This window comes from Empedobacter sp. UBA6305 (assembly GCF_002440405.1).
GTDB classification, from domain to species: domain Bacteria; phylum Bacteroidota; class Bacteroidia; order Flavobacteriales; family Weeksellaceae; genus Empedobacter; species Empedobacter falsenii_B.
In genome coordinates, this window is the sequence record NZ_DJTP01000020.1 from 70,562 (window position 1) to 88,695 (window position 18,134).

Sequence of the window (18,134 nt, forward strand, 5' to 3'; positions counted from 1 at the left end):
TAGTTGGTTATTTAATTAGTTTAAATTCAATTCTTTTTGAACTAAATACAATTGTTTTTCGCGATTATTGCGAACAATTAACTCGCCCAAAAATCCCGCCAAAAATAATTGCGTTCCTAAAATCATAAAAACTAACGAAATATAAAAATAAGGACTATCTGTGATTAATCTGGCTGGTGTATGGGAAATATAAACTTTATATAATTTCTCGATTCCTAAATAAAATGAAGCGAAAAACCCTAAAATAAACATCAATGTACCCAATAAACCGAAAATATGCATTGGTTTATTCCCAAACCTTGACGCAAAGAAAAGTGTAATCAAATCCAAGAAACCATTTACAAAACGATTTGCTCCAAATTTTGAAACACCATATTTACGCGCTTGATGTTTTACTTTTTTCTCAATAATTTTCGAATATCCCGCATTTTTCGCTAAAACAGGAATATAACGGTGCATATCACCATACAATTCGATATTTTGCGTTACTTCCCAACGATAAGCTTTCAAACCACAGTTAAAATCGTGCAATTTTACACCAGAGGTTTTACGTGCTACACCATTGAATAATTTCGAAGGAAGATTTTTTGTCAATTTATTATCTTGACGATTTTCTTTCCAACCCGAAACAATATCTGCTTTTTGGTTTTTCAGCATTTTGTATAACGACGGTATTTCCTCAGGAAAATCTTGTAAATCTGCATCCATAGTAATCACAACATCACCTTTCACTTCTTTAAAAGCCGCGCTAAGTGCTGGAGACTTACCATAATTTTTACGGAATTTAATTCCTTTCACTTCTGTATTGAAGTTGGCAATATACTCTATAATTTGCCACGAATCATCTGTACTCCCGTCATCAACGAAAATAACTTCGAATGTAAAATCATTCTGTTCACAGACTTTTTTGATTCTGTAGAATAATTCCTCTAAGGAATCTTGTTCGTTCAGTAAAGGAACAACAACTGAAATATCCATATGTTAAAAAACACGTTTTTTTAAGAATTGTGAAAACATCGCTGCAATTGCGATGTAGAAAGATAAGAAAATTGAGGATAATCCGAAGAAGTTTTTCACAGTAAATAAATTAAGTGTTTTATAATCATCCGAATTTCTAAATGTTTCGATATCTTTTGCGACTTTTGGATCAGACATATTAGACGTAAAAGTATCTAATAACCCTTGTTTCAAACTATCTTGTGCCCATTCTCCATAAGTATTGAAGAATACAAAAATAACAATCAAACTCATGATTCCTGCAAAGAAAATCGTGTAGAAACCAACTTTAAAACCTTCTTTGAAAGTCATTAATTCTTCTGAAGTTTGATGATTTTTTGCTTTATTTTTCGATAAATTGAAAATTATTAAAAAACAATATAATGCATACAAAGGTAATACAATAAAACAGCAAATCATGAAGCTGTAAGTGTAATAATCTTTTACAGAAACTGTTCCGTTTAAAGAAAAATAAAAGTAAAGCGCGAAAAACAATGCTAATGTAATTGCTGTAAGCACCAAAGAGTTTTTGAAAATTTTATTAAAACTAATCATTCTGCAAAGATAATTATATCTCGTAATTCTTTCTCTATTAAATTGTATGATTTAAAAAGGAATTTATCTTCATAAATTCTTTTCTTCAATTATTTTTTACAATATCAATTACTTTTTTAGTTCTAATTTTTATTTGTAAATCAATCTATTAATTCAATCAGACCTAAGCAACAAGAAAGTTTTTTCAATAAACACTTTTATTTTTACAAAACTTTCTTACCTTTGCATCAGGCAAGTCCTACACAACCAGCTCCTGTTGAATCCTCCAGGACGGGAACGTAGCAAAGGTATACGGTCGTAGCGGTGTGATGTAGATCGCTTGCCTATTTTTATTTTTCTAAATTTCACTCCCACTTTTTTTTACCCCATTATTTATTCGTAAATTTGCAACCATTGATTTAAAGATTCAATGGAAACAAACAAAGCACCAAAGTACATTTTCGTTACCGGAGGAGTAACATCGTCGTTAGGAAAAGGAATCGTAGCATCATCATTAGGAATGCTACTAGAAGCAAGAGGATATAGAGTAACAATTCAGAAATTGGATCCCTATATAAATGTAGACCCAGGAACACTTAATCCTTACGAGCATGGAGAATGTTACGTTACGGAAGACGGTGCAGAGACCGATTTAGATTTAGGACATTATGAGCGTTTCTTGAACCGTGCAACGTCTCGTGCTAACTCAGTTACTACAGGTCGTATTTATCAAACAGTTATAGAAAAAGAACGTCGTGGAGATTATTTAGGAAAAACAGTTCAAGTTGTTCCTCATATCACAAACGAAATAAAACGTCGTATCAAATTATTAGGTAATACAGGTGATTATGATATCATCATTACTGAAATTGGAGGTACGGTTGGAGATATTGAGTCTTTACCTTATATCGAATCTATCCGTCAGTTAACTTGGGAATTAGGAGAACATAATTCTTCTGTTATTCACTTAACATTAGTCCCTTATTTAGCTGCTGCGGGTGAATTAAAAACAAAACCTACTCAACATTCTGTTCGTACATTAATGGAAAATGGTATTCATGCCAATGTTTTAGTTACACGTACGGAGCGTCATTTACCAAAAGATGTAAAAGCTAAATTGGCTTTATTCTGTAATGTTCGCAAAGAAAATGTAATCGAAAGTATGGATGCAGACACAATTTATGAGGTTCCATTCTTATTACATAAACAAAATTTTGACGAAGTTGTTTTAAAAGGCTTAGATTTGCCAACTGATCAAGAACCAGATTTTACAGTTTGGAACAAATTCTTATCAAATCATAAAAATCCTAAAAACGAAATAGAAATTGCTTTAGTTGGTAAATACGTTTCGTTACACGATTCTTATAAATCAATTACAGAAGCATTTACACATGCTGCTGCAACTTGCGAAACGAATGTAAAAGTTCGTTGGGTATATTCTGGTGATATTACAGAAGACAATGTTGGAGAGCAGTTGAAAGGCGTTTCGGGAATTTTGATTGCACCAGGTTTTGGAGATCGTGGTATTTTAGGTAAAATAATTGCTGCAAATTATGCACGAAGAAATAATATTCCAACATTAGGAATTTGTTTGGGAATGCAAATTATGGCAATTGAATTTGCGCGTAACGTTTTAGGTTACGAAAAAGCAGATTCAGCAGAAATGGATTTAACAACGCCTTATCCAGTTATCAGTTTGATGGAAGATCAAAAAGATGTATCGGACAAAGGAGGAACAATGCGTTTAGGAAATTGGAAATGTGAATTAACTCCAAATTCAAAAATTGAGAAAATTTACAACACAACCGAAATCTTAGAACGTCATCGTCATAGATATGAATTCAACAATGATTTTTACGATGAATTTGTTGAAAACAATTTTATTCCAGTTGGTAAAAACCCTGAAACAGAATTAGTAGAAATTTTAGAACATAATCAACACCCATATTATATAGGTGTACAATTCCATCCGGAATATAAAAGTACAGTTGCTTCGCCACATCCTTTATTTATAAGTTTTATCGAAGCTTCTTTATTGAATAAACAAAATGATTTATTAAATGCAACAAGAGAAAAAATTTGATTTTAACCAAACGATTGGTTTTATTTTAATTGCAATTCTTTTTGGCGTATTCTATTTTCTAAACAAACCTTCGGAAGCGGAGGTCGAAGCTCAGAAAAAAGAATTAGTTCAAAAGCAAGAGCAAGCAAAAAAACAGGAACAATTAAATAAAACAGCTACAACACAAGCTTTTCAAACTGTAGATTCTACATTAGCAAAAGATGTTGAAATTAGTAATGATAAACTAAAAGTTACTTTTTCGCCAAAAGGAGCTCAAATTTCTGACGTACAAATCGTTGGATATACAGCTTACAATGACAAAAAAGATGGACACAAAGATCCTTTACATTTGATAAAAGATGGATCAAGTAAGTTCAATTTATCATTCAAAACAAAACAAGGAGCTGTTCTTAATGTTTCGGATTTAGTTTTTGTACCTCAAGTACAGAAAAATGCGAACAATACAATTGTGACGTTTACAGCAAATGCGCAAAATAGTCAAATTCAATACATCTATACATTAGGCGATTCTTATGGTATCGATTTCGAAGTTAAAACGCAAGGTTTATCTAACATCACTTCTGATAAAAATGTAGATTTAGCGTGGACAATGGATGGTTTCAGTACTGAAAAAGGGAAAGATCAAGAAAAATATTGGTCACATACTTATTTTCAGTTCAAAGGAAACAAAGACATCGAATACGAATTATTTGGTTCTGACGAATGGGAAGAAGAGGAAGCTATTTCTTGGGTAGCCAACAAACAACAATTCTTCGCAACAGTTTTATCAAATGATGAAGGGTTTAAAACAACAAAAGGTGGTTCTAAAAACTCTGATAAAGAGGATTTAACTTATAGTAAACACTATCACTTAAACTCAAAATTAGAGTTAAAAAATAATGAAATCAATACAAAATTCACATGGGATTTTATTCCATTGGATTATAAAATGTTGAAAGATTATAACGACAAAGGATTCCAAAACTTAATTGACTTTGGTTGGGGATTATTTGGTTGGTTGAATAAATATTTCTTCTTGAATGTATTTAAATGGTTGGCAGCAATGAGTATTCCTTTAGGATGGGTAATCTTCTTGATGACAATCGTTGTAAAATTGATTTTATCTCCAATTATGTACAAACAATACCGTCAATCTGCATTGATGAAAGTTGTTCGTCCAGAGTTGAATGAAATCAACGAAAAATACAAGGATCCAAAAGATGCGATGAAGAAGCAACAAGAAACAATGGCAATTTATCGTAATGCAGGAATCAATCCATTAGCAGGATGTTTACCAGCATTATTACAAATTCCTATTTTCTATGCGTTATTCCGTTTCTTCCCGAACTTAATCGACTTGAGAGGTGTTCCTTTCTGGTTCGTAGATGATTTAACAGCATTCGATGATTTAATCAAATTACCAGAATGGGTTCCATTCCTTAATGGTCACTTAAGTGTATTCGCTTTATTATACATTGTTGCAATGATGATTTATTTTAAAGTTTCTGGATCTATGGATAACTTCCAAATGCCACAACAAGAAGGAATGCCAAACATGCAATTCATGAAATACATGATGTATGTAATGCCAGTTTTCTTCTTTGTATTCCTTAACAATTACGCTTCAGGTTTATCTTGGTATTATTTAGTATCCAATGCGATTAATATTTTCATCGTGTTATATATTAAGAAATATATGATTCACGAAGCGAAGATTCATCAAATCATCGAAACAAATAAAACGAAACCTAAAAAAACAGGTAAGTTTGCTTCGAAAATGCAAGAAATGATGAAACAAGCTCAAGAAATGCAAGAGCAACAACAAAAGAACAAAAAGAAATAATCACATTATATTTCAAATTCAAAAATCCGTTAATAATAATTAACGGATTTTTTTATTTATTTAAGACAATAAAAATTTTAGTAACCAATTTATTAAATATCAATAATTTATTCATTTAAAATACTTTTGTAGTGTACGTTACACACTTTTTATGAATAAATTCTTTTTTATTTATTATTTTCAGATTATTATTGTCTAAAAATAATAAATAACATGAATAATATTTACTCGATTAAAGACCAAACAGCAAACCCTGGACCTTTAGGATTATTTGGTTTTGCAATGACAACTGTTTTATTAAACATACACAATGCAGGCTTTTTTCCTGTTAATAGTATGATTATGGGAATGGGTGTTTTCTTTGGAGGTGGAGCACAATTTGTGGCTGGCGTTATGGAATGGAAAAAAGGAAACAACTTTGGTAGTATTGCATTCATGTCTTATGGTGCTTTTTGGTTAACACTTGTATTTATATGGTTAGCACCGATGTTTGGCGTAGAAAAACCGGACGGAAATGCAATGGGATGTTATTTAGGAATGTGGGGATTATTTACATTAATCAACTTTTTACAAACATTAAAAGGTAATTTGGTCGGAAAATTATTATTTGGTTCGTTAACCTTATTATTCTTGTTATTAGCAGCAGGTAACTTTACAGGAAGTCAAAGTATTTTACATTTTGCTGGTTGGACAGGAATCATCTGCGGATTTATTGCTTTTTACGAAGCTTCTGCAATTATGATTAATCAGAAATACGAAAAAGCAATTCTTCCTTTATAAATAATATGAATAAAAAAAATCCTTTATCAGAGACTGATAAAGGATTTTTTTTATAATTGTAATGAATTATTTATTAAACATTGGTGCTAATAATTTTTTCCAGATAAATAATAAAATTAATGATCCTAAAATTGAAAAAATCCAATCCAACGGACTGAAAAAACTCACTTCTCCATCATGAGAAATTCCTAAAATTGTACGCATATAAGCTCCTAAATATGCACCAACAATACCTATAAGTGCAGTTACCCAAAATCCTCCCGGATCTTTACCTGGCATTATTGCTTTAGCAATTCCAGCACAAATTAAACCGAACACTAAGTATACCAAAAAGCTCCAAACTCCGGTAATACCTAACATAATAAATGAAGTTGTCATCATAATTAATAGTATTTTTTATGGTTTTAAAAATTGTTAAGTAAATCTTAACTAAAATCGTTCCAAAAAGATAAGAAAAGTTTTTGTAATTTGTAAATTTGTAACACTATAAAATAAAATTTATGTCTCTAATCAAATCTATTTCAGGTTTTCGTGGAACAATCGGAGGAAAACCAGGAGATAATTTAACTCCAATAGACGCTGTAAAATTTGCAGCAGCTTACGGAACTTGGCTTAAGAATCAATCAAATCAATCAGAATATAAAGTAATTGTAGGGCGTGATGCTCGTATTTCTGGACAAATGGTTTCTCAATTAGTTTGTTCAACTTTACAAGGATTAGGAATTAATGTTGTCGATTTAGGTTTATCTACAACGCCAACTGTAGAAGTTATGGTGACACATTTGCATGCAGATGGAGGAATTATTTTAACTGCTTCTCACAATCCAAAAGAATGGAATGCGTTGAAATTATTGAATGCAAAAGGAGAATTTGTTTCTGCTGCAGACGGCGCACAAATTTTAGCTTTCGCAGATAAAGATGATTATACATTTGCAGAAGTTGATGATTTAGGTTCTTATGAAACTTTTGATGATGCAATTGATTTACATATCGAGAAAATTTTGGCTTTGCCATTAGTGAATACAAAAGCGATTCAAGAGAAAAATTTCAAAGTTGCGATTGATGCGGTAAATTCAACTGGAGGAATTGCAATTCCTAAGTTATTACAACGTTTAGGTGTGATTCATTACGATATGTATTGCGAGCCAAACGGACATTTTCCTCATAATCCAGAGCCTTTAAAAGAACATTTAGGTGATATCTGCAAAAAAGTAATCGACGAAGAAGCTGATTTCGGGATTGTAGTTGATCCAGATGTTGACCGTTTAGCAATTATCGACGAAAAAGGTGAAATGTTTGGAGAAGAATACTCATTAGTTGCAGTCGCAGATTATGTATTATCAAAAACGCCTTCAGCAACAGTTTCTAACTTATCATCTTCTCGTGCTTTACGCGATATTTCTGAAAAATATGGTCAAAAATATTCGCCATCAGCAGTTGGAGAAGTGAATGTTGTAGTTGAAATGAAAAAAGTTGACGCTAAAATTGGTGGAGAAGGAAACGGTGGTATTATTTATCCAGAATTGCACTACGGACGCGATTCTTTAGTAGGAATTGCTTTATTCTTGACATATTTGGCTGAACAAAATAAATCAGTTTCTGAAATTAGAGCTTCTTATCCTGCTTATTTTATGGCGAAAAAGAAAATAGAATTAACACCAGAAATCAATGTTGACGAATTGTTAGTGAAAATTCAAGAAGTTTACAAAAACGAAGAAATCAATACGGTTGATGGAGTTAAAATTGATTTCCCTACAGAATGGGTTCATTTAAGAAAATCAAACACAGAGCCAATTATTCGTATTTATACTGAAAGTACCTCAGAAGAAAATGCAAATAAATTAGCTGATAAAATGATCGAAAGCATAAAAAATATCATCTAAAACAATCTATTTTAATTGTTTAACAAATGTGCAAAACTCTAACAATTCGTTATGATTTTTGCACATTTTATTTTGTAAATTAGTCTATCACTATGGACGAAGATTTTTTTAATAACGAGCTAATTGAAGGTTTTGAGCAAATGCTTGATAATCGTGAATATAAGTATTACGATTCGGAGGATTTGGTCGAAATTATTGAGTTCTATCTTGAAGTAAATGATAGCGAATATGCAAAACGTTCGTTGGATTTTGCAGAAAAAATGCATCCCGAGAATATAGATATCAAAATCAAGAGAATCGAATATTTTCTTACAACTGAGGATTTAAAAAAAGCTGCAAAACTCATCAAAGATTTAAAAGATTTAGCTGCAAACGAATTAGATTACCTTCTTGTACACGCACGTTTTTGGGGATTGAAAAATATGCCTCGAAAAGCGATAAATTTTTATGAAGAAGCTTTGCAAATAGACGAAGAAGAAACTGATTTTATTTGCAATTGTATCGGAAATGAATATTTGAATTTAGATGAAGTTCATTCTGCGTTAATTGCTTTCAAAAAAGCATTGAAATTCAATCCAGAAAACGATTATACTTTCTACTCTATTATTCAATGCTACGAAGAAATTCATAATCCTGATGAATGCATCGAGTTTCTAAAAGATTTTATTGACGATAATCCATATTCGGAAGTTTCTTGGTTGCAACTTGGTCTGTTGTACAATCACAAAAAAATGTATGACGAAGCTATAAATGCGTTAGATTACGTGCTTGCGATTAATCCTAACTCTATTGTTGGTCATGCTAACAAAGCAGTTTCTTTAGAAGAATTAGGAGAATACAACAAGGCAATAGAAACATTAGAAGAAACATTAGAATTTGATGATTCGCCTGCTGTTACGCATATGAAAATTGGTGAATTGTATGAAAAGTTAGAGAAACCACAAAAAGCGTTGAAAGCTTATCATATTGCGATAAAAGAAGATCCGCAATTGGATAAAGTTTGGGCAAAAGCAGCTTCGCTTTACAACAAATTAGAAAATATTGAAGAAGCCGAATATTACATTCAGCGAGCGATAGAATTGAATGGCGATAATTACGAATATTATACAGATTCAACTTACTATTTTCTGAAACAAATGAAGTTTGAGGAAGCTATAAAAAACCTTTCGAAATTGGTTCAATTAAAGCCTTTAGTTTTCCATACTTGGTTTGCTTACGTCGAAACTTTAATTGCTGTTGGCGAATACGAGGAAGCGATTGCAGTCTTATTAACAGGCGCTTTAAAGAATTTTAATCGTGCCGAATTTTTCTATCAATTGAGTAATGTCTATTATATTACAGAGCAAGATCAATTAGGAAATGAAGCGTTGCAAAATGCATTAAGTTTGGATCGAAATTTAAAAGATTCTATGATCGAATATTATCCGATTTTAGAAGAAAAAATCAATCAAATTTCTGGAAATAACGAATAAAAATATAATTCTTAAGCCATCTTTTTTAGATGGCTTTTTTCTTCACAGTAAAATAACACAGGTTTATTCAAAAAAACTTAACTTTATGATACTAAACAAGCCTTATGAACTTTGTCGCACATCAATATTTATCTTTCGGAAATCAATCGCTTCAAATTGGAAATTTGCTTGGTGAAACTGTAAAGGGAAAACAATATTTAGATTTTCCAGAAGATATTCAGAAAGGCATTTTATTGCATCGTTCAATTGATACATTTACAGATTCTCACGAAACTGTCAAACAAAGTTCAAGTTATTTTCACGAAACACAACACAAATTTGCACCAATTATTATTGATGTGATTTATGATTATTTTTTGATTAAATATTGGAATAATTATTCTGAAACTCCTTTCGAAAAATTCAAATCAGATTGTTATCAATTATTTAAGGATGAATACAATTCGCTTCCAAAAAAACTACAAGAAATCATTTTTTATTTGTTGAAATATGATTGGTTCGAAAATTATTCGACCATAGAAGGCGTTCAAAAAACATTAAAAGGAATCGGAAGTCGAGCAAAATTTGAGAATAATTTACATCAAATCATTCCCGAATTTGAAAAAAATTATTCTAATCTCGAAACTGATTTTCTATCATTTTTTCCTCAAATCCAAACGCATTGCAAGAACTTTGTATTCATTGATTCTCAAGTCTAAATTTCATTTTAAGAATTCGATAAAATTCATTAGTTTAGGGCTGTAAACAAACAGAAAACCACAATGGATTTAACTTTTAATAAAAGAGAGGATCATAACAAATTATTACTTTCTAAACTACGCCAAAAACTGAAACAAGTTTACCTTGGCGGAGGTCAAAAAAGAATTGATGCGTTGCATAGCAAAGGAAAAATGTCTGCAAGGGAACGTATTGATTATCTTTTGGACGAAAAAAAACCGAACATAGAGATTGGTGCTTTAACAGGAGATGAAATGTACAAAGAACACGGCGGATGTCCTTCGGGAGGTGTTGTTGTGAAAATTGGTTACATTTCTGGTAAACAGTGTATTGTTGTTGCAAATGATGCGACAGTAAAAGCTGGTGCTTGGTTCCCAATTACAGGTAAAAAGAATTTGCGTGCTCAAGAAATTGCGATGGAAAATAAATTGCCAATTATTTATTTGGTGGACAGCGCAGGTGTTTATTTACCAATGCAAGATGAGATTTTTCCTGATAAAGAAATGTTTGGTCGAATTTTCCGCAATAATGCAATCATGTCATCAATGGGAATTACTCAAATTTCTGCTGTGATGGGAAGTTGTGTTGCTGGTGGAGCATATTTACCAATTATGAGCGACGAAGCAATGATTGTAGACAAAACAGGTTCTATTTTCTTGGCAGGAAGTTATTTGGTAAAAGCAGCTATTGGAGAAGATATTGACAACGAAACTTTAGGTGGAGCAACAACACATTGCGAAATCTCTGGCGTGACTGATTATAAAGCAAAAGATGATAAAGATGCGTTGGATAGAATAAAATCTATTGTTGGTAAAATTGGTGATTATGAAAAAGCTGGATTTAATCGAATTGAAGCAGCAAAGCCTGCTTTAGATGAGCAAGAAATCTATGGTATTTTACCTGAATCTCGTGCTGAGCAGTACGATATGTATGACATTATTAACAGAATTGTTGATAACTCAGAATTGGACGAATATAAGCCTGATTATGGAAAATCAATTATTTGTACTTATGCTCGAATTGATGGTTGGGCGGTTGGAATTGTAGCTAATCAACGTAAAATCGTGAAGTCTAAAAAAGACGGAATGCAGTTCGGTGGTGTGATTTATTCAGATTCTGCGGATAAAGCGACTCGTTTTATTGCGAATTGTAACCAAAAGAAAATTCCGTTAGTTTTCTTACAAGATGTGACTGGTTTTATGGTTGGATCTAAATCTGAACATGGTGGTATTATCAAAGATGGTGCGAAAATGGTAAATGCAGTTTCGAATTCTGTTGTTCCAAAATTCACGATTATAGTTGGTAATTCTTATGGTGCAGGAAACTATGCTATGTGTGGAAAAGCTTATGATCCTAGATTAATTGCGGCTTGGCCTTCGGCTCAATTGGCAGTTATGGGAGGTGAGCAAGCGGCGAAAGTTTTGCTACAAATAAAAGAAGCGACTTTGAAAGCGCAAGGTGTAGAAGTTGATGAAGTGAAAAAGCAAGAACTTTTGAACGAAATTACAGCAAAATACAATGATGAAACAAGTCCTTATTATGCTGCGGCACGTTTGTGGACAGATGGAATTATTGATCCTTTGGATACGCGTAAATGGATTTCGATGGGAATTGAAGCTGCGAATCATGCTCCGATTGAAAAACAATTTAATTTAGGTGTTATCCAAGTTTAGAAAAACGAAAATATTTTTAAAAATAGAAGAGAATCCAATTTAGGATTCTCTTTTTATTTTTTGAATATTGTTTGAAACATGTAAATCAAATCTTGTCGAAAACTCCAATTCTTTACATATTCTACATTGATCTTAACTTTATCTGGCCAAAGAATTTCATCATTATATTTGATTGGATCATTTACATTGGATAAAATTTCTTCTTCTTTACAATATTTCAATTGAGCAGGACCAGTAATTCCAGGTTTAACTTTCAACACCAATCTATCCTCTCCAACCAATTTATCTGCATAACCAGCGACATCAGGACGAGGTCCAACAAAACTCATTTCCCCTATTAGAATATTGAATAATTGAGGTAATTCATCTAATTTATAATCTCGAAGAATCTTTCCAATTTTGGTAATTTGATGTTGATCGGTTGTTATTGTCGATTTAGAAACCCCTTTAATCGTTCTGATTTTATAAATATTGAAAAATCTTCCGTCTTTCCCAACTCTTTTTTGTGTAAAAACGCCAAATTGATTGGTATCTATAGAACTTATGATAATTAACAAAACAATTAACCCAACTAAAAATATTAGTAGGATTAATGCAAGTATATAATCAAATATGTTCTTTAAGATCATTTCAATTAAAAGAATTTACTTTTATTTCGAGAAGCTAAACATTTTATTTTTCCGAATGATGAATTATCAAAATTCTCATCTCCAGCAAAATATCCGTAGCCGTAGCCGTAACCATATCCGTAACCGTAGCCAGTTTTAATTTGGAAATCGTTGAATATAATTCCGACATTCGAAACCTCACCTTCATCATATTTATTCGAAATTGCATGGATAAAGTTTTTCTCCGAATAGTTGTAACGTGTTACATACAATGTGCAATCTGCGTTAAGCATCAAATCGTACGAATCTGTTACTAATCCTATTGGCGGTGAATCTATAATTACGAATTCATATTTCTCTTTCAATTCAGCAAATAATTGATCCATTCGATTACTCAAAATCAATTCTGAAGGATTTGGAGGAATTGGACCTGCTGAAATAATATCTAAATTTGGTAAAATTGTACGTTGTGTAATTTGATTTAACTCTAAATCATCCGCAACATAGTCTGTTACACCTGTTTTATTATTAATGTTAAAATCATCAAAGATTTTTGGTTGACGTAAATCTAATCCAATCAGAACCGTTTTCTTATCCATAGAACCAAGTGAACTCGCAATATTCATCGCATTGAAAATTTTACCTTCACCTCCAATAAATGATGTCATTAAAATCGTTTTGTTATCATCTTCAAGTCCTGGATTCTTGTATAAATATTTCAGATTAGAACGAATTGATCTAAACGATTCAGAAATTCCTGATTTTGGATTGTTGATTACAACTAAAGGTTATAGGAATTTCTTTAATCAATTCGCCTTGATACAAGTTAAGCATCAAAGTAAAGTCGAATTTATCTTTTGGTAAGTTTCGCAACAAATCTAAAACTACTATTGGAACTCCACCCATTTCTAATGAACGAAGCCTAAAAAGTACTTTTATTTTTCTATGTTGATTTGACATTTGGTTAGTTTAATAAACAAAAATACAACATTGAGTTTGAATTGAATAATACAACAACTTAAAAACTCATAAAATAATTCTTAATTTTGCAGAAAAAGTAGTCGAATGTTCAAAATTGGTACAAAAGTTAAAGTGATAGATGATAATATTTCGGGAACAATTTCCAAATTGAAAGGTGATTTTGTTTACTTTAATGATGAGTTTGGTTTTGAATATGAGTATCGCCAAGATGAAATCATCAAAGATATTGAAATTGACTATGAAGAATATCGAGATGAGAAAATCAAAGAATTTTCGAAACCAAAGTTTAAGACTTTTCGCAAATCTCATCGACATCCTTATTTAACGCGAGAAATTGATTTGCATATCGAAAATTTAGTTGATAATTGGCGTGATTTGGATAATGCGCAAATTATACAAACACAATTAGATGTTGCACGAAATGAGGTGGAGCGCGCTATGTTCGAAAGTCAAATTCGATTGATTTTAATTCACGGTTATGGAAAAGGAATTCTGAAAAAAGAAATTACCGAATTGTTATATCGTTACACGAATATCGAATTCTATGACGCCTCGTTCAAGGAATATCACGGCGACGCCATAGAAGTTAAATTTATTTAAATTGAGATATTTCGATACAATTTTCTTATTCTATCGAAACGAAAATCACTCAATATGACAATTTTCATTATTATTAGTCATTGGCTATAAACAAAGAAAGTCATTCTGAATTTGTTTCAGAATTTCATTATTTTTAGGATTAAAATCTTTTGATCCAATCCATCAAATCATAATAATTTTGAGGAACAATTCCGTGTCCACTTCTATATTCGTGGTATTCAAAATTAATATTCATCGATTTTAAAAACTCGTCACCCATTCGTCCTAATTCAATTGGCAATACAACATCTTCTGTTCCGTGCGAAACAAAGAAATTTAAGTTCGAAAAATCTTTCGATTGATCAAAATCTCCAATAATTTTAGCTTCTGGATAACCACTTAAAATAGCCACGTTTTTAATCTTTTCTGGATTATTTAGCGAAATCGCATAACTCAAAATTGCACCTTGGCTAAAGCCCATCAATGTTACATTTGCGTCATCTAAATTCTCTTGTTGAACAATTGCATCAATAAATTCGACCAATTTATTACGCGATTCTATTGCTTGCGTTTCATCCATCCATTTTTCATTGTTCACAAAATTAATATCATACCACGCATATCCGCCATACACAATATCATGCAACGCTCGTACACTTATAATATGCGCATTCTGCGGTAAATCTTGTGCAAATGAAAACAAATCTTCTTCGTTGCTTCCATAACCATGTATCAGCACAAAAAGAGGCGTTTTTTCAGTCGAAACAACAGGTAAACGTTCGATATATTTTATTCCATTCAATTCTTTCATACAAACTTATTTTTAGCGAATTTAATTCTAATTTTTCTAAATAAAATTATTTTCAGTTCAGTTAAAACCCTTCGAAAACACCCAAACCAAATAAAGCGAAATCATATTTCACAGGATCATTTGCATCCATTTCTCGCAATTTTGTATCAAGTTCTTTCAATGCTTTTGCATCATTTTGTTTTCGAGTCAGAATATTTAATTTTCGTGCAACATTTCCCGAATGTACATCCAAAGGACAGGAAAGAATAGAAGTTGGAATGGATTTCCAAATTCCTAAATCTACGCCTTGTTTGTCATCACGAATCATCCAACGCAAGTACATATTGATACGCTTTGCAGCCGAATTATTCAATGGATCTGAAATATGTTTAGTTGTTCGAGTTGGATGTTCTATTTCAAAAAAAGTTTGTTTGAAATTCGAGATTGATGCTTGCATCGAATCTGAAGTTTGATGTTTTGCAAAAACTTGTTCCAATCCGCCATGATTTTGATAAATGTTACGAAGCGATTGCATGAAAAATTTCAAATCTTCACTATTGAATGTTCTGTGAACAAAACCACCCAAATTCTTTAAATGATTCTCAGAGAAATTCATCACAAAATCGTAAGGCGAATTTCCCATCAACTGCATCATTTTATTCGCATTATTGATAATCATTTTACGATTTCCCCATGCAATTGTTGCCGCTAAAAACCCAGCAATTTCGATATCTTCTTTCGCAGAAAATCTATGCGGAATCTGTACTGGATCAGAATCGATAAAGTCTAATGTATTATATTGAAGAACTTTTTCGTCTAAAAAATCCTTTAATTCTTCTTGAATCATTTACATTTCTATTTGAAAAATTCCATCAGCCATCACCAATTTTCGATCAGTCATATTTGCTAATTCTTCGTTATGTGTCACAATGACAAAAGTTTGTCCAAATTCGTTTCGAAGATTGAAAAATAATTCATGTAATTCTTCAGCATTTTTAGAATCTAAATTACCAGAAGGTTCATCAGCAAAAACTACTTTAGGCTGATTAATCAACGCACGAGCTACTGCTACACGTTGTTGTTCTCCTCCAGAAAGTTGATTAGGTTTATGTGTCAAACGTTGCGAAAGTCCCAAATAAGACATTAACTCTTTTGCACGCTTTTCGGCTTCTGCTTTTTTTGTTTTCTTGATAAAAGCTGGAATACAAATATTTTCTATTGCATTAAATTCTGGCAACAATTGATGAAACTGAAAAATGAATCCAATGTTTTCGTTACGAAATTTAGATAAATCGCGATCGTTTAACTTCGTGATATCTTGTCCCGCAATCTGAATAGAAGTATTATATTTCTTTGGCTCAGAACTTTTTTCTAATGTTCCTAAAATTTGAAGCAAAGTTGTTTTTCCTGCTCCAGAAGCACCAACGATAGAAACGATTTCTTTTTCTACAATCGATAAAGAAACATTTTTTAGCACTTCTAATTCACCAAATTTCTTAACAATATTTTCTGCTTTTATCATGAGGTAAAGATATAAATTAAGTACTAAGTCTTAAATCATAAGTGATAAGTTTTTTTTGAATTAAAATTCGTCAGTTCGAGTGATTTTTAGAAATGAAATGATAAAAAATTGTATCGAGAATAGAATTTCACTAGAATTGACGGTTTTTTATTGATAAAATTATAAAATCAATCCTCCGTCGAAAATGCTTTAAACCCAAAACAAACAATTTTAGTGTACTTGGTACGATTTAAAAATTATATAACAATTGTTTTGACTTTTTAAATCATTAATATTCGTATCTTGTAACCTCTAAATAAATAATATTAATCACTTTTTTAGCATAAGCTGATAAAATTAATATGGCAAAATTTAGAATACATCAACAATATTTTTATTTTTGTAATTGAAAAATCAAAAAAAATGAATCTTCACGAATATCAAGGAAAAGAAATTCTTAGTAAATATGGTGTGAAAGTACAACGTGGTATCGTTGCTACTACACCAGAAGAAGCTGTAGAAGCTGCTAAACAATTAACTGAACAAACTGGTACAGGTTGGCATGTCGTAAAAGCACAAGTACACGCAGGTGGTCGTGGAAAAGGTGGTGGAGTAAAGCTTGCTAAAAACTTGGACGAAGTTAAAGAGAAAGCAAACGAAATCATCGGAATGCAGTTAGTAACACCTCAAACTTCGGCTGAAGGTAAAAAAGTTCATCAAGTTTTAATTGCTGAGGATGTTTATTATCCAGGTGAATCTGAAACTGAAGAATACTATGTTTCTGTATTGTTAGATCGTGCAACTGGTAAAAACATGATTATGTATTCTACTGAAGGTGGAATGGATATCGAGGAAGTTGCTGAGCACACACCAGACAAAATCTTTACAGAAGAAATTGATCCTGCTGTAGGAATCCAAGGTTTCCAAGCGCGTAAAGTTGCTTTTAACTTAGGTTTATCAGGAAATGCTTTCAAAGATGGTGTTAAATTTATCACTGCTTTATATAATGCATACGTTGCGATTGACGCTTCTATGTTCGAAATTAACCCAGTTCTTAAAACATCTGACGATCAAATTATCGCTGTAGATGCTAAAGTATCTATCGATGATAACTCATTATTCCGTCATCCAGATATCGCTGCTTTACGTGATACAAGAGAAGAAGATCCAACAGAAGTTGAAGCTGGTGAAGCTGGATTAAACTTCGTAAAATTAGACGGAAACGTAGGATGTATGGTTAACGGAGCTGGTTTAGCAATGGCAACTATGGATATCATCAAATTATCTGGTGGTAATCCTGCAAACTTCTTAGACGTTGGTGGTACTGCTGATGCTGAGCGTGTAGAAAAAGGTTTCCGTATTATCTTAAAAGATAAAAACGTAAAAGCTATCTTAATCAATATTTTTGGTGGTATTGTACGTTGTGATCGTGTTGCTCAAGGTATTTTAGATGCTTACAACAATATGGGTAACGAAATTAATGTGCCAATTATTGTTCGTTTACAAGGAACAAATGCAGAAATCGCTAAGAAAATGATTGATGAATCAGGTTTCGCTGTTCACTCTGCTATCACATTAAAAGACGCTGCTGACAAAGTAGAAGAATTAGTAGGTTAGGATTTTAACTTATTTACAATATATCAAACCTCTCAAAGAATTCTTTGAGAGGTTTTTTTGTATGATTTATTGTCATTCTGATTTCTATGACAAAACCA

The 18,134-nt window shown here is 31.9% G+C and carries 17 protein-coding genes, 1 other RNA gene and 1 pseudogene; 10 read left to right on the plus strand and 9 right to left on the minus strand.

The features are described from left to right. Window positions 1–15: 15 nt before the first annotated feature. Window positions 16–978 carry a glycosyltransferase family 2 protein gene (locus tag B3M86_RS05470; protein ID WP_114998995.1) on the minus strand — a complete coding sequence of 321 codons (963 nt, stop codon included), beginning with the start codon at window positions 976–978 and terminating at the stop codon, window positions 16–18. Window positions 979–981: 3 nt separating this feature from the next. Continuing rightward, entirely contained in the window at window positions 982–1,551 is a 570-nt protein-coding gene (locus tag B3M86_RS05475; protein WP_114998993.1) for a DUF4199 family protein, read from the minus strand. A 229-nt stretch (window positions 1,552–1,780) separates the two neighbouring features. Here B3M86_RS05475 and ffs point away from each other — a divergent pair. The 4 genes from ffs (at window position 1,781) to B3M86_RS05495 (ending at window position 6,215) form a co-directional block, all read left to right on the plus strand. Beyond that, window positions 1,781–1,879: signal recognition particle sRNA small type (ffs, locus tag B3M86_RS05480), an RNA gene on the plus strand. Window positions 1,880–1,960: 81 nt separating this feature from the next. Next, the gene (locus B3M86_RS05485) at window positions 1,961–3,613 is read left to right on the plus strand and encodes a CTP synthase (protein ID WP_125349700.1); all 1,653 of its coding nucleotides are present in this window, start codon (window positions 1,961–1,963) and stop codon (window positions 3,611–3,613) included. After that, window positions 3,591–5,435, plus strand: a complete 1,845-nt coding sequence (gene yidC / locus B3M86_RS05490; RefSeq protein ID WP_291049398.1) for a membrane protein insertase YidC — start codon at window positions 3,591–3,593, stop codon at window positions 5,433–5,435. Before B3M86_RS05485 ends, yidC begins: the two co-directional genes overlap by 23 nt. A gap of 213 nt (window positions 5,436–5,648) precedes the next feature. Next, window positions 5,649–6,215 carry an acetate uptake transporter gene (locus tag B3M86_RS05495; protein WP_286495352.1) on the plus strand — a complete coding sequence of 189 codons (567 nt, stop codon included), beginning with the start codon at window positions 5,649–5,651 and terminating at the stop codon, window positions 6,213–6,215. Between the two features lie 66 nt (window positions 6,216–6,281). Here B3M86_RS05495 and B3M86_RS05500 read toward each other — a convergent pair whose 3' ends face one another. Further along, window positions 6,282–6,596, minus strand: coding sequence for a GlsB/YeaQ/YmgE family stress response membrane protein (locus B3M86_RS05500; protein WP_180905890.1), 315 nt, complete (start codon window positions 6,594–6,596; stop codon window positions 6,282–6,284). A gap of 119 nt (window positions 6,597–6,715) precedes the next feature. Here B3M86_RS05500 and glmM point away from each other — a divergent pair, with 119 nt between their 5' ends. The 4 genes from glmM to B3M86_RS05520 all read left to right on the plus strand — a co-directional run bounded on the left by glmM (window position 6,716) and on the right by B3M86_RS05520 (window position 11,960). Beyond that, a complete protein-coding gene (glmM, locus tag B3M86_RS05505) occupies window positions 6,716–8,098 on the plus strand; it encodes a phosphoglucosamine mutase (RefSeq protein WP_221853943.1) in 1,383 nt (460 codons plus the stop codon). Between the two features lie 92 nt (window positions 8,099–8,190). Beyond that, window positions 8,191–9,570 (plus strand): tetratricopeptide repeat protein, encoded by a 1,380-nt coding sequence (locus B3M86_RS05510; RefSeq protein WP_291075709.1) that lies wholly within the window; start codon window positions 8,191–8,193, stop codon window positions 9,568–9,570. Window positions 9,571–9,674: 104 nt separating this feature from the next. After that, window positions 9,675–10,268 carry an ACP phosphodiesterase gene (locus tag B3M86_RS05515; RefSeq protein WP_038335367.1) on the plus strand — a complete coding sequence of 198 codons (594 nt, stop codon included), beginning with the start codon at window positions 9,675–9,677 and terminating at the stop codon, window positions 10,266–10,268. 63 nt (window positions 10,269–10,331) lie between these two features. Then, complete coding sequence (locus B3M86_RS05520) at window positions 10,332–11,960, plus strand: acyl-CoA carboxylase subunit beta (RefSeq protein ID WP_286495349.1); 1,629 nt, start codon at window positions 10,332–10,334, stop codon at window positions 11,958–11,960. A 53-nt stretch (window positions 11,961–12,013) separates the two neighbouring features. Here B3M86_RS05520 and B3M86_RS05525 read toward each other — a convergent pair whose 3' ends face one another. The 3 genes and pseudogenes from B3M86_RS05525 to B3M86_RS05535 all read right to left on the minus strand — a co-directional run. Further along, the gene (locus B3M86_RS05525) at window positions 12,014–12,589 is read right to left on the minus strand and encodes a sugar transferase (protein WP_221853946.1); all 576 of its coding nucleotides are present in this window, start codon (window positions 12,587–12,589) and stop codon (window positions 12,014–12,016) included. Between the two features lie 5 nt (window positions 12,590–12,594). Then, window positions 12,595–13,344, minus strand: coding sequence for a CpsD/CapB family tyrosine-protein kinase (locus tag B3M86_RS05530; RefSeq protein ID WP_312081786.1), 750 nt, complete (start codon window positions 13,342–13,344; stop codon window positions 12,595–12,597). A 16-nt stretch (window positions 13,345–13,360) separates the two neighbouring features. Then, window positions 13,361–13,528, minus strand: a pseudogene (locus tag B3M86_RS05535) (glycosyltransferase); the annotation flags it as partial. 105 nt (window positions 13,529–13,633) lie between these two features. On the opposite strand from B3M86_RS05535, the gene B3M86_RS05540 reads away from it, so the two are divergent. Further along, window positions 13,634–14,149, plus strand: coding sequence for a hypothetical protein (locus B3M86_RS05540; RefSeq protein WP_221853947.1), 516 nt, complete (start codon window positions 13,634–13,636; stop codon window positions 14,147–14,149). A gap of 139 nt (window positions 14,150–14,288) precedes the next feature. On the opposite strand, the gene B3M86_RS05545 is transcribed toward B3M86_RS05540, so the two are convergent. The 3 genes from B3M86_RS05545 to B3M86_RS05555 form a co-directional block, all read right to left on the minus strand. Next, on the minus strand, window positions 14,289–14,939 hold the full coding sequence (locus B3M86_RS05545) for an alpha/beta hydrolase (RefSeq protein ID WP_221853948.1): 651 nt from the start codon (window positions 14,937–14,939) through the stop codon (window positions 14,289–14,291). 61 nt (window positions 14,940–15,000) lie between these two features. Continuing rightward, complete coding sequence (locus B3M86_RS05550) at window positions 15,001–15,765, minus strand: TIGR02757 family protein (RefSeq protein ID WP_221853949.1); 765 nt, start codon at window positions 15,763–15,765, stop codon at window positions 15,001–15,003. Continuing rightward, window positions 15,766–16,440 carry an ABC transporter ATP-binding protein gene (locus B3M86_RS05555; RefSeq protein ID WP_038335263.1) on the minus strand — a complete coding sequence of 225 codons (675 nt, stop codon included), beginning with the start codon at window positions 16,438–16,440 and terminating at the stop codon, window positions 15,766–15,768. It lies immediately after the preceding gene. Window positions 16,441–16,842: 402 nt separating this feature from the next. On the opposite strand from B3M86_RS05555, the gene sucC reads away from it, so the two are divergent. Continuing rightward, a complete protein-coding gene (gene sucC, locus B3M86_RS05560) occupies window positions 16,843–18,036 on the plus strand; it encodes an ADP-forming succinate--CoA ligase subunit beta (RefSeq protein WP_291075711.1) in 1,194 nt (397 codons plus the stop codon). The last annotated feature ends 98 nt before the right edge of the window (window positions 18,037–18,134 follow it).

Bases quoted from the DNA above. Each gene is read 5' to 3' on its own strand.
- B3M86_RS05470 (WP_114998995.1), bottom strand. From the start codon at position 978: ATGGATATTTCAGTTGTTGTTCCTTTACTGAACGAACAAGATTCCTTA.
- B3M86_RS05475 (WP_114998993.1), bottom strand. From the start codon at position 1,551: ATGATTAGTTTTAATAAAATTTTCAAAAACTCTTTGGTGCTTACAGCA.
- B3M86_RS05485 (WP_125349700.1), top strand. From the start codon at position 1,961: ATGGAAACAAACAAAGCACCAAAGTACATTTTCGTTACCGGAGGAGTA.
- yidC (WP_291049398.1), top strand. From the start codon at position 3,591: ATGCAACAAGAGAAAAAATTTGATTTTAACCAAACGATTGGTTTTATT.
- B3M86_RS05495 (WP_286495352.1), top strand. From the start codon at position 5,649: ATGAATAATATTTACTCGATTAAAGACCAAACAGCAAACCCTGGACCT.
- B3M86_RS05500 (WP_180905890.1), bottom strand. From the start codon at position 6,596: ATGATGACAACTTCATTTATTATGTTAGGTATTACCGGAGTTTGGAGC.
- glmM (WP_221853943.1), top strand. From the start codon at position 6,716: ATGTCTCTAATCAAATCTATTTCAGGTTTTCGTGGAACAATCGGAGGA.
- B3M86_RS05510 (WP_291075709.1), top strand. From the start codon at position 8,191: ATGGACGAAGATTTTTTTAATAACGAGCTAATTGAAGGTTTTGAGCAA.
- B3M86_RS05515 (WP_038335367.1), top strand. From the start codon at position 9,675: ATGAACTTTGTCGCACATCAATATTTATCTTTCGGAAATCAATCGCTT.
- B3M86_RS05520 (WP_286495349.1), top strand. From the start codon at position 10,332: ATGGATTTAACTTTTAATAAAAGAGAGGATCATAACAAATTATTACTT.
- B3M86_RS05525 (WP_221853946.1), bottom strand. From the start codon at position 12,589: ATGATCTTAAAGAACATATTTGATTATATACTTGCATTAATCCTACTA.
- B3M86_RS05540 (WP_221853947.1), top strand. From the start codon at position 13,634: ATGTTCAAAATTGGTACAAAAGTTAAAGTGATAGATGATAATATTTCG.
- B3M86_RS05545 (WP_221853948.1), bottom strand. From the start codon at position 14,939: ATGAAAGAATTGAATGGAATAAAATATATCGAACGTTTACCTGTTGTT.
- B3M86_RS05550 (WP_221853949.1), bottom strand. From the start codon at position 15,765: ATGATTCAAGAAGAATTAAAGGATTTTTTAGACGAAAAAGTTCTTCAA.
- B3M86_RS05555 (WP_038335263.1), bottom strand. From the start codon at position 16,440: ATGATAAAAGCAGAAAATATTGTTAAGAAATTTGGTGAATTAGAAGTG.
- sucC (WP_291075711.1), top strand. From the start codon at position 16,843: ATGAATCTTCACGAATATCAAGGAAAAGAAATTCTTAGTAAATATGGT.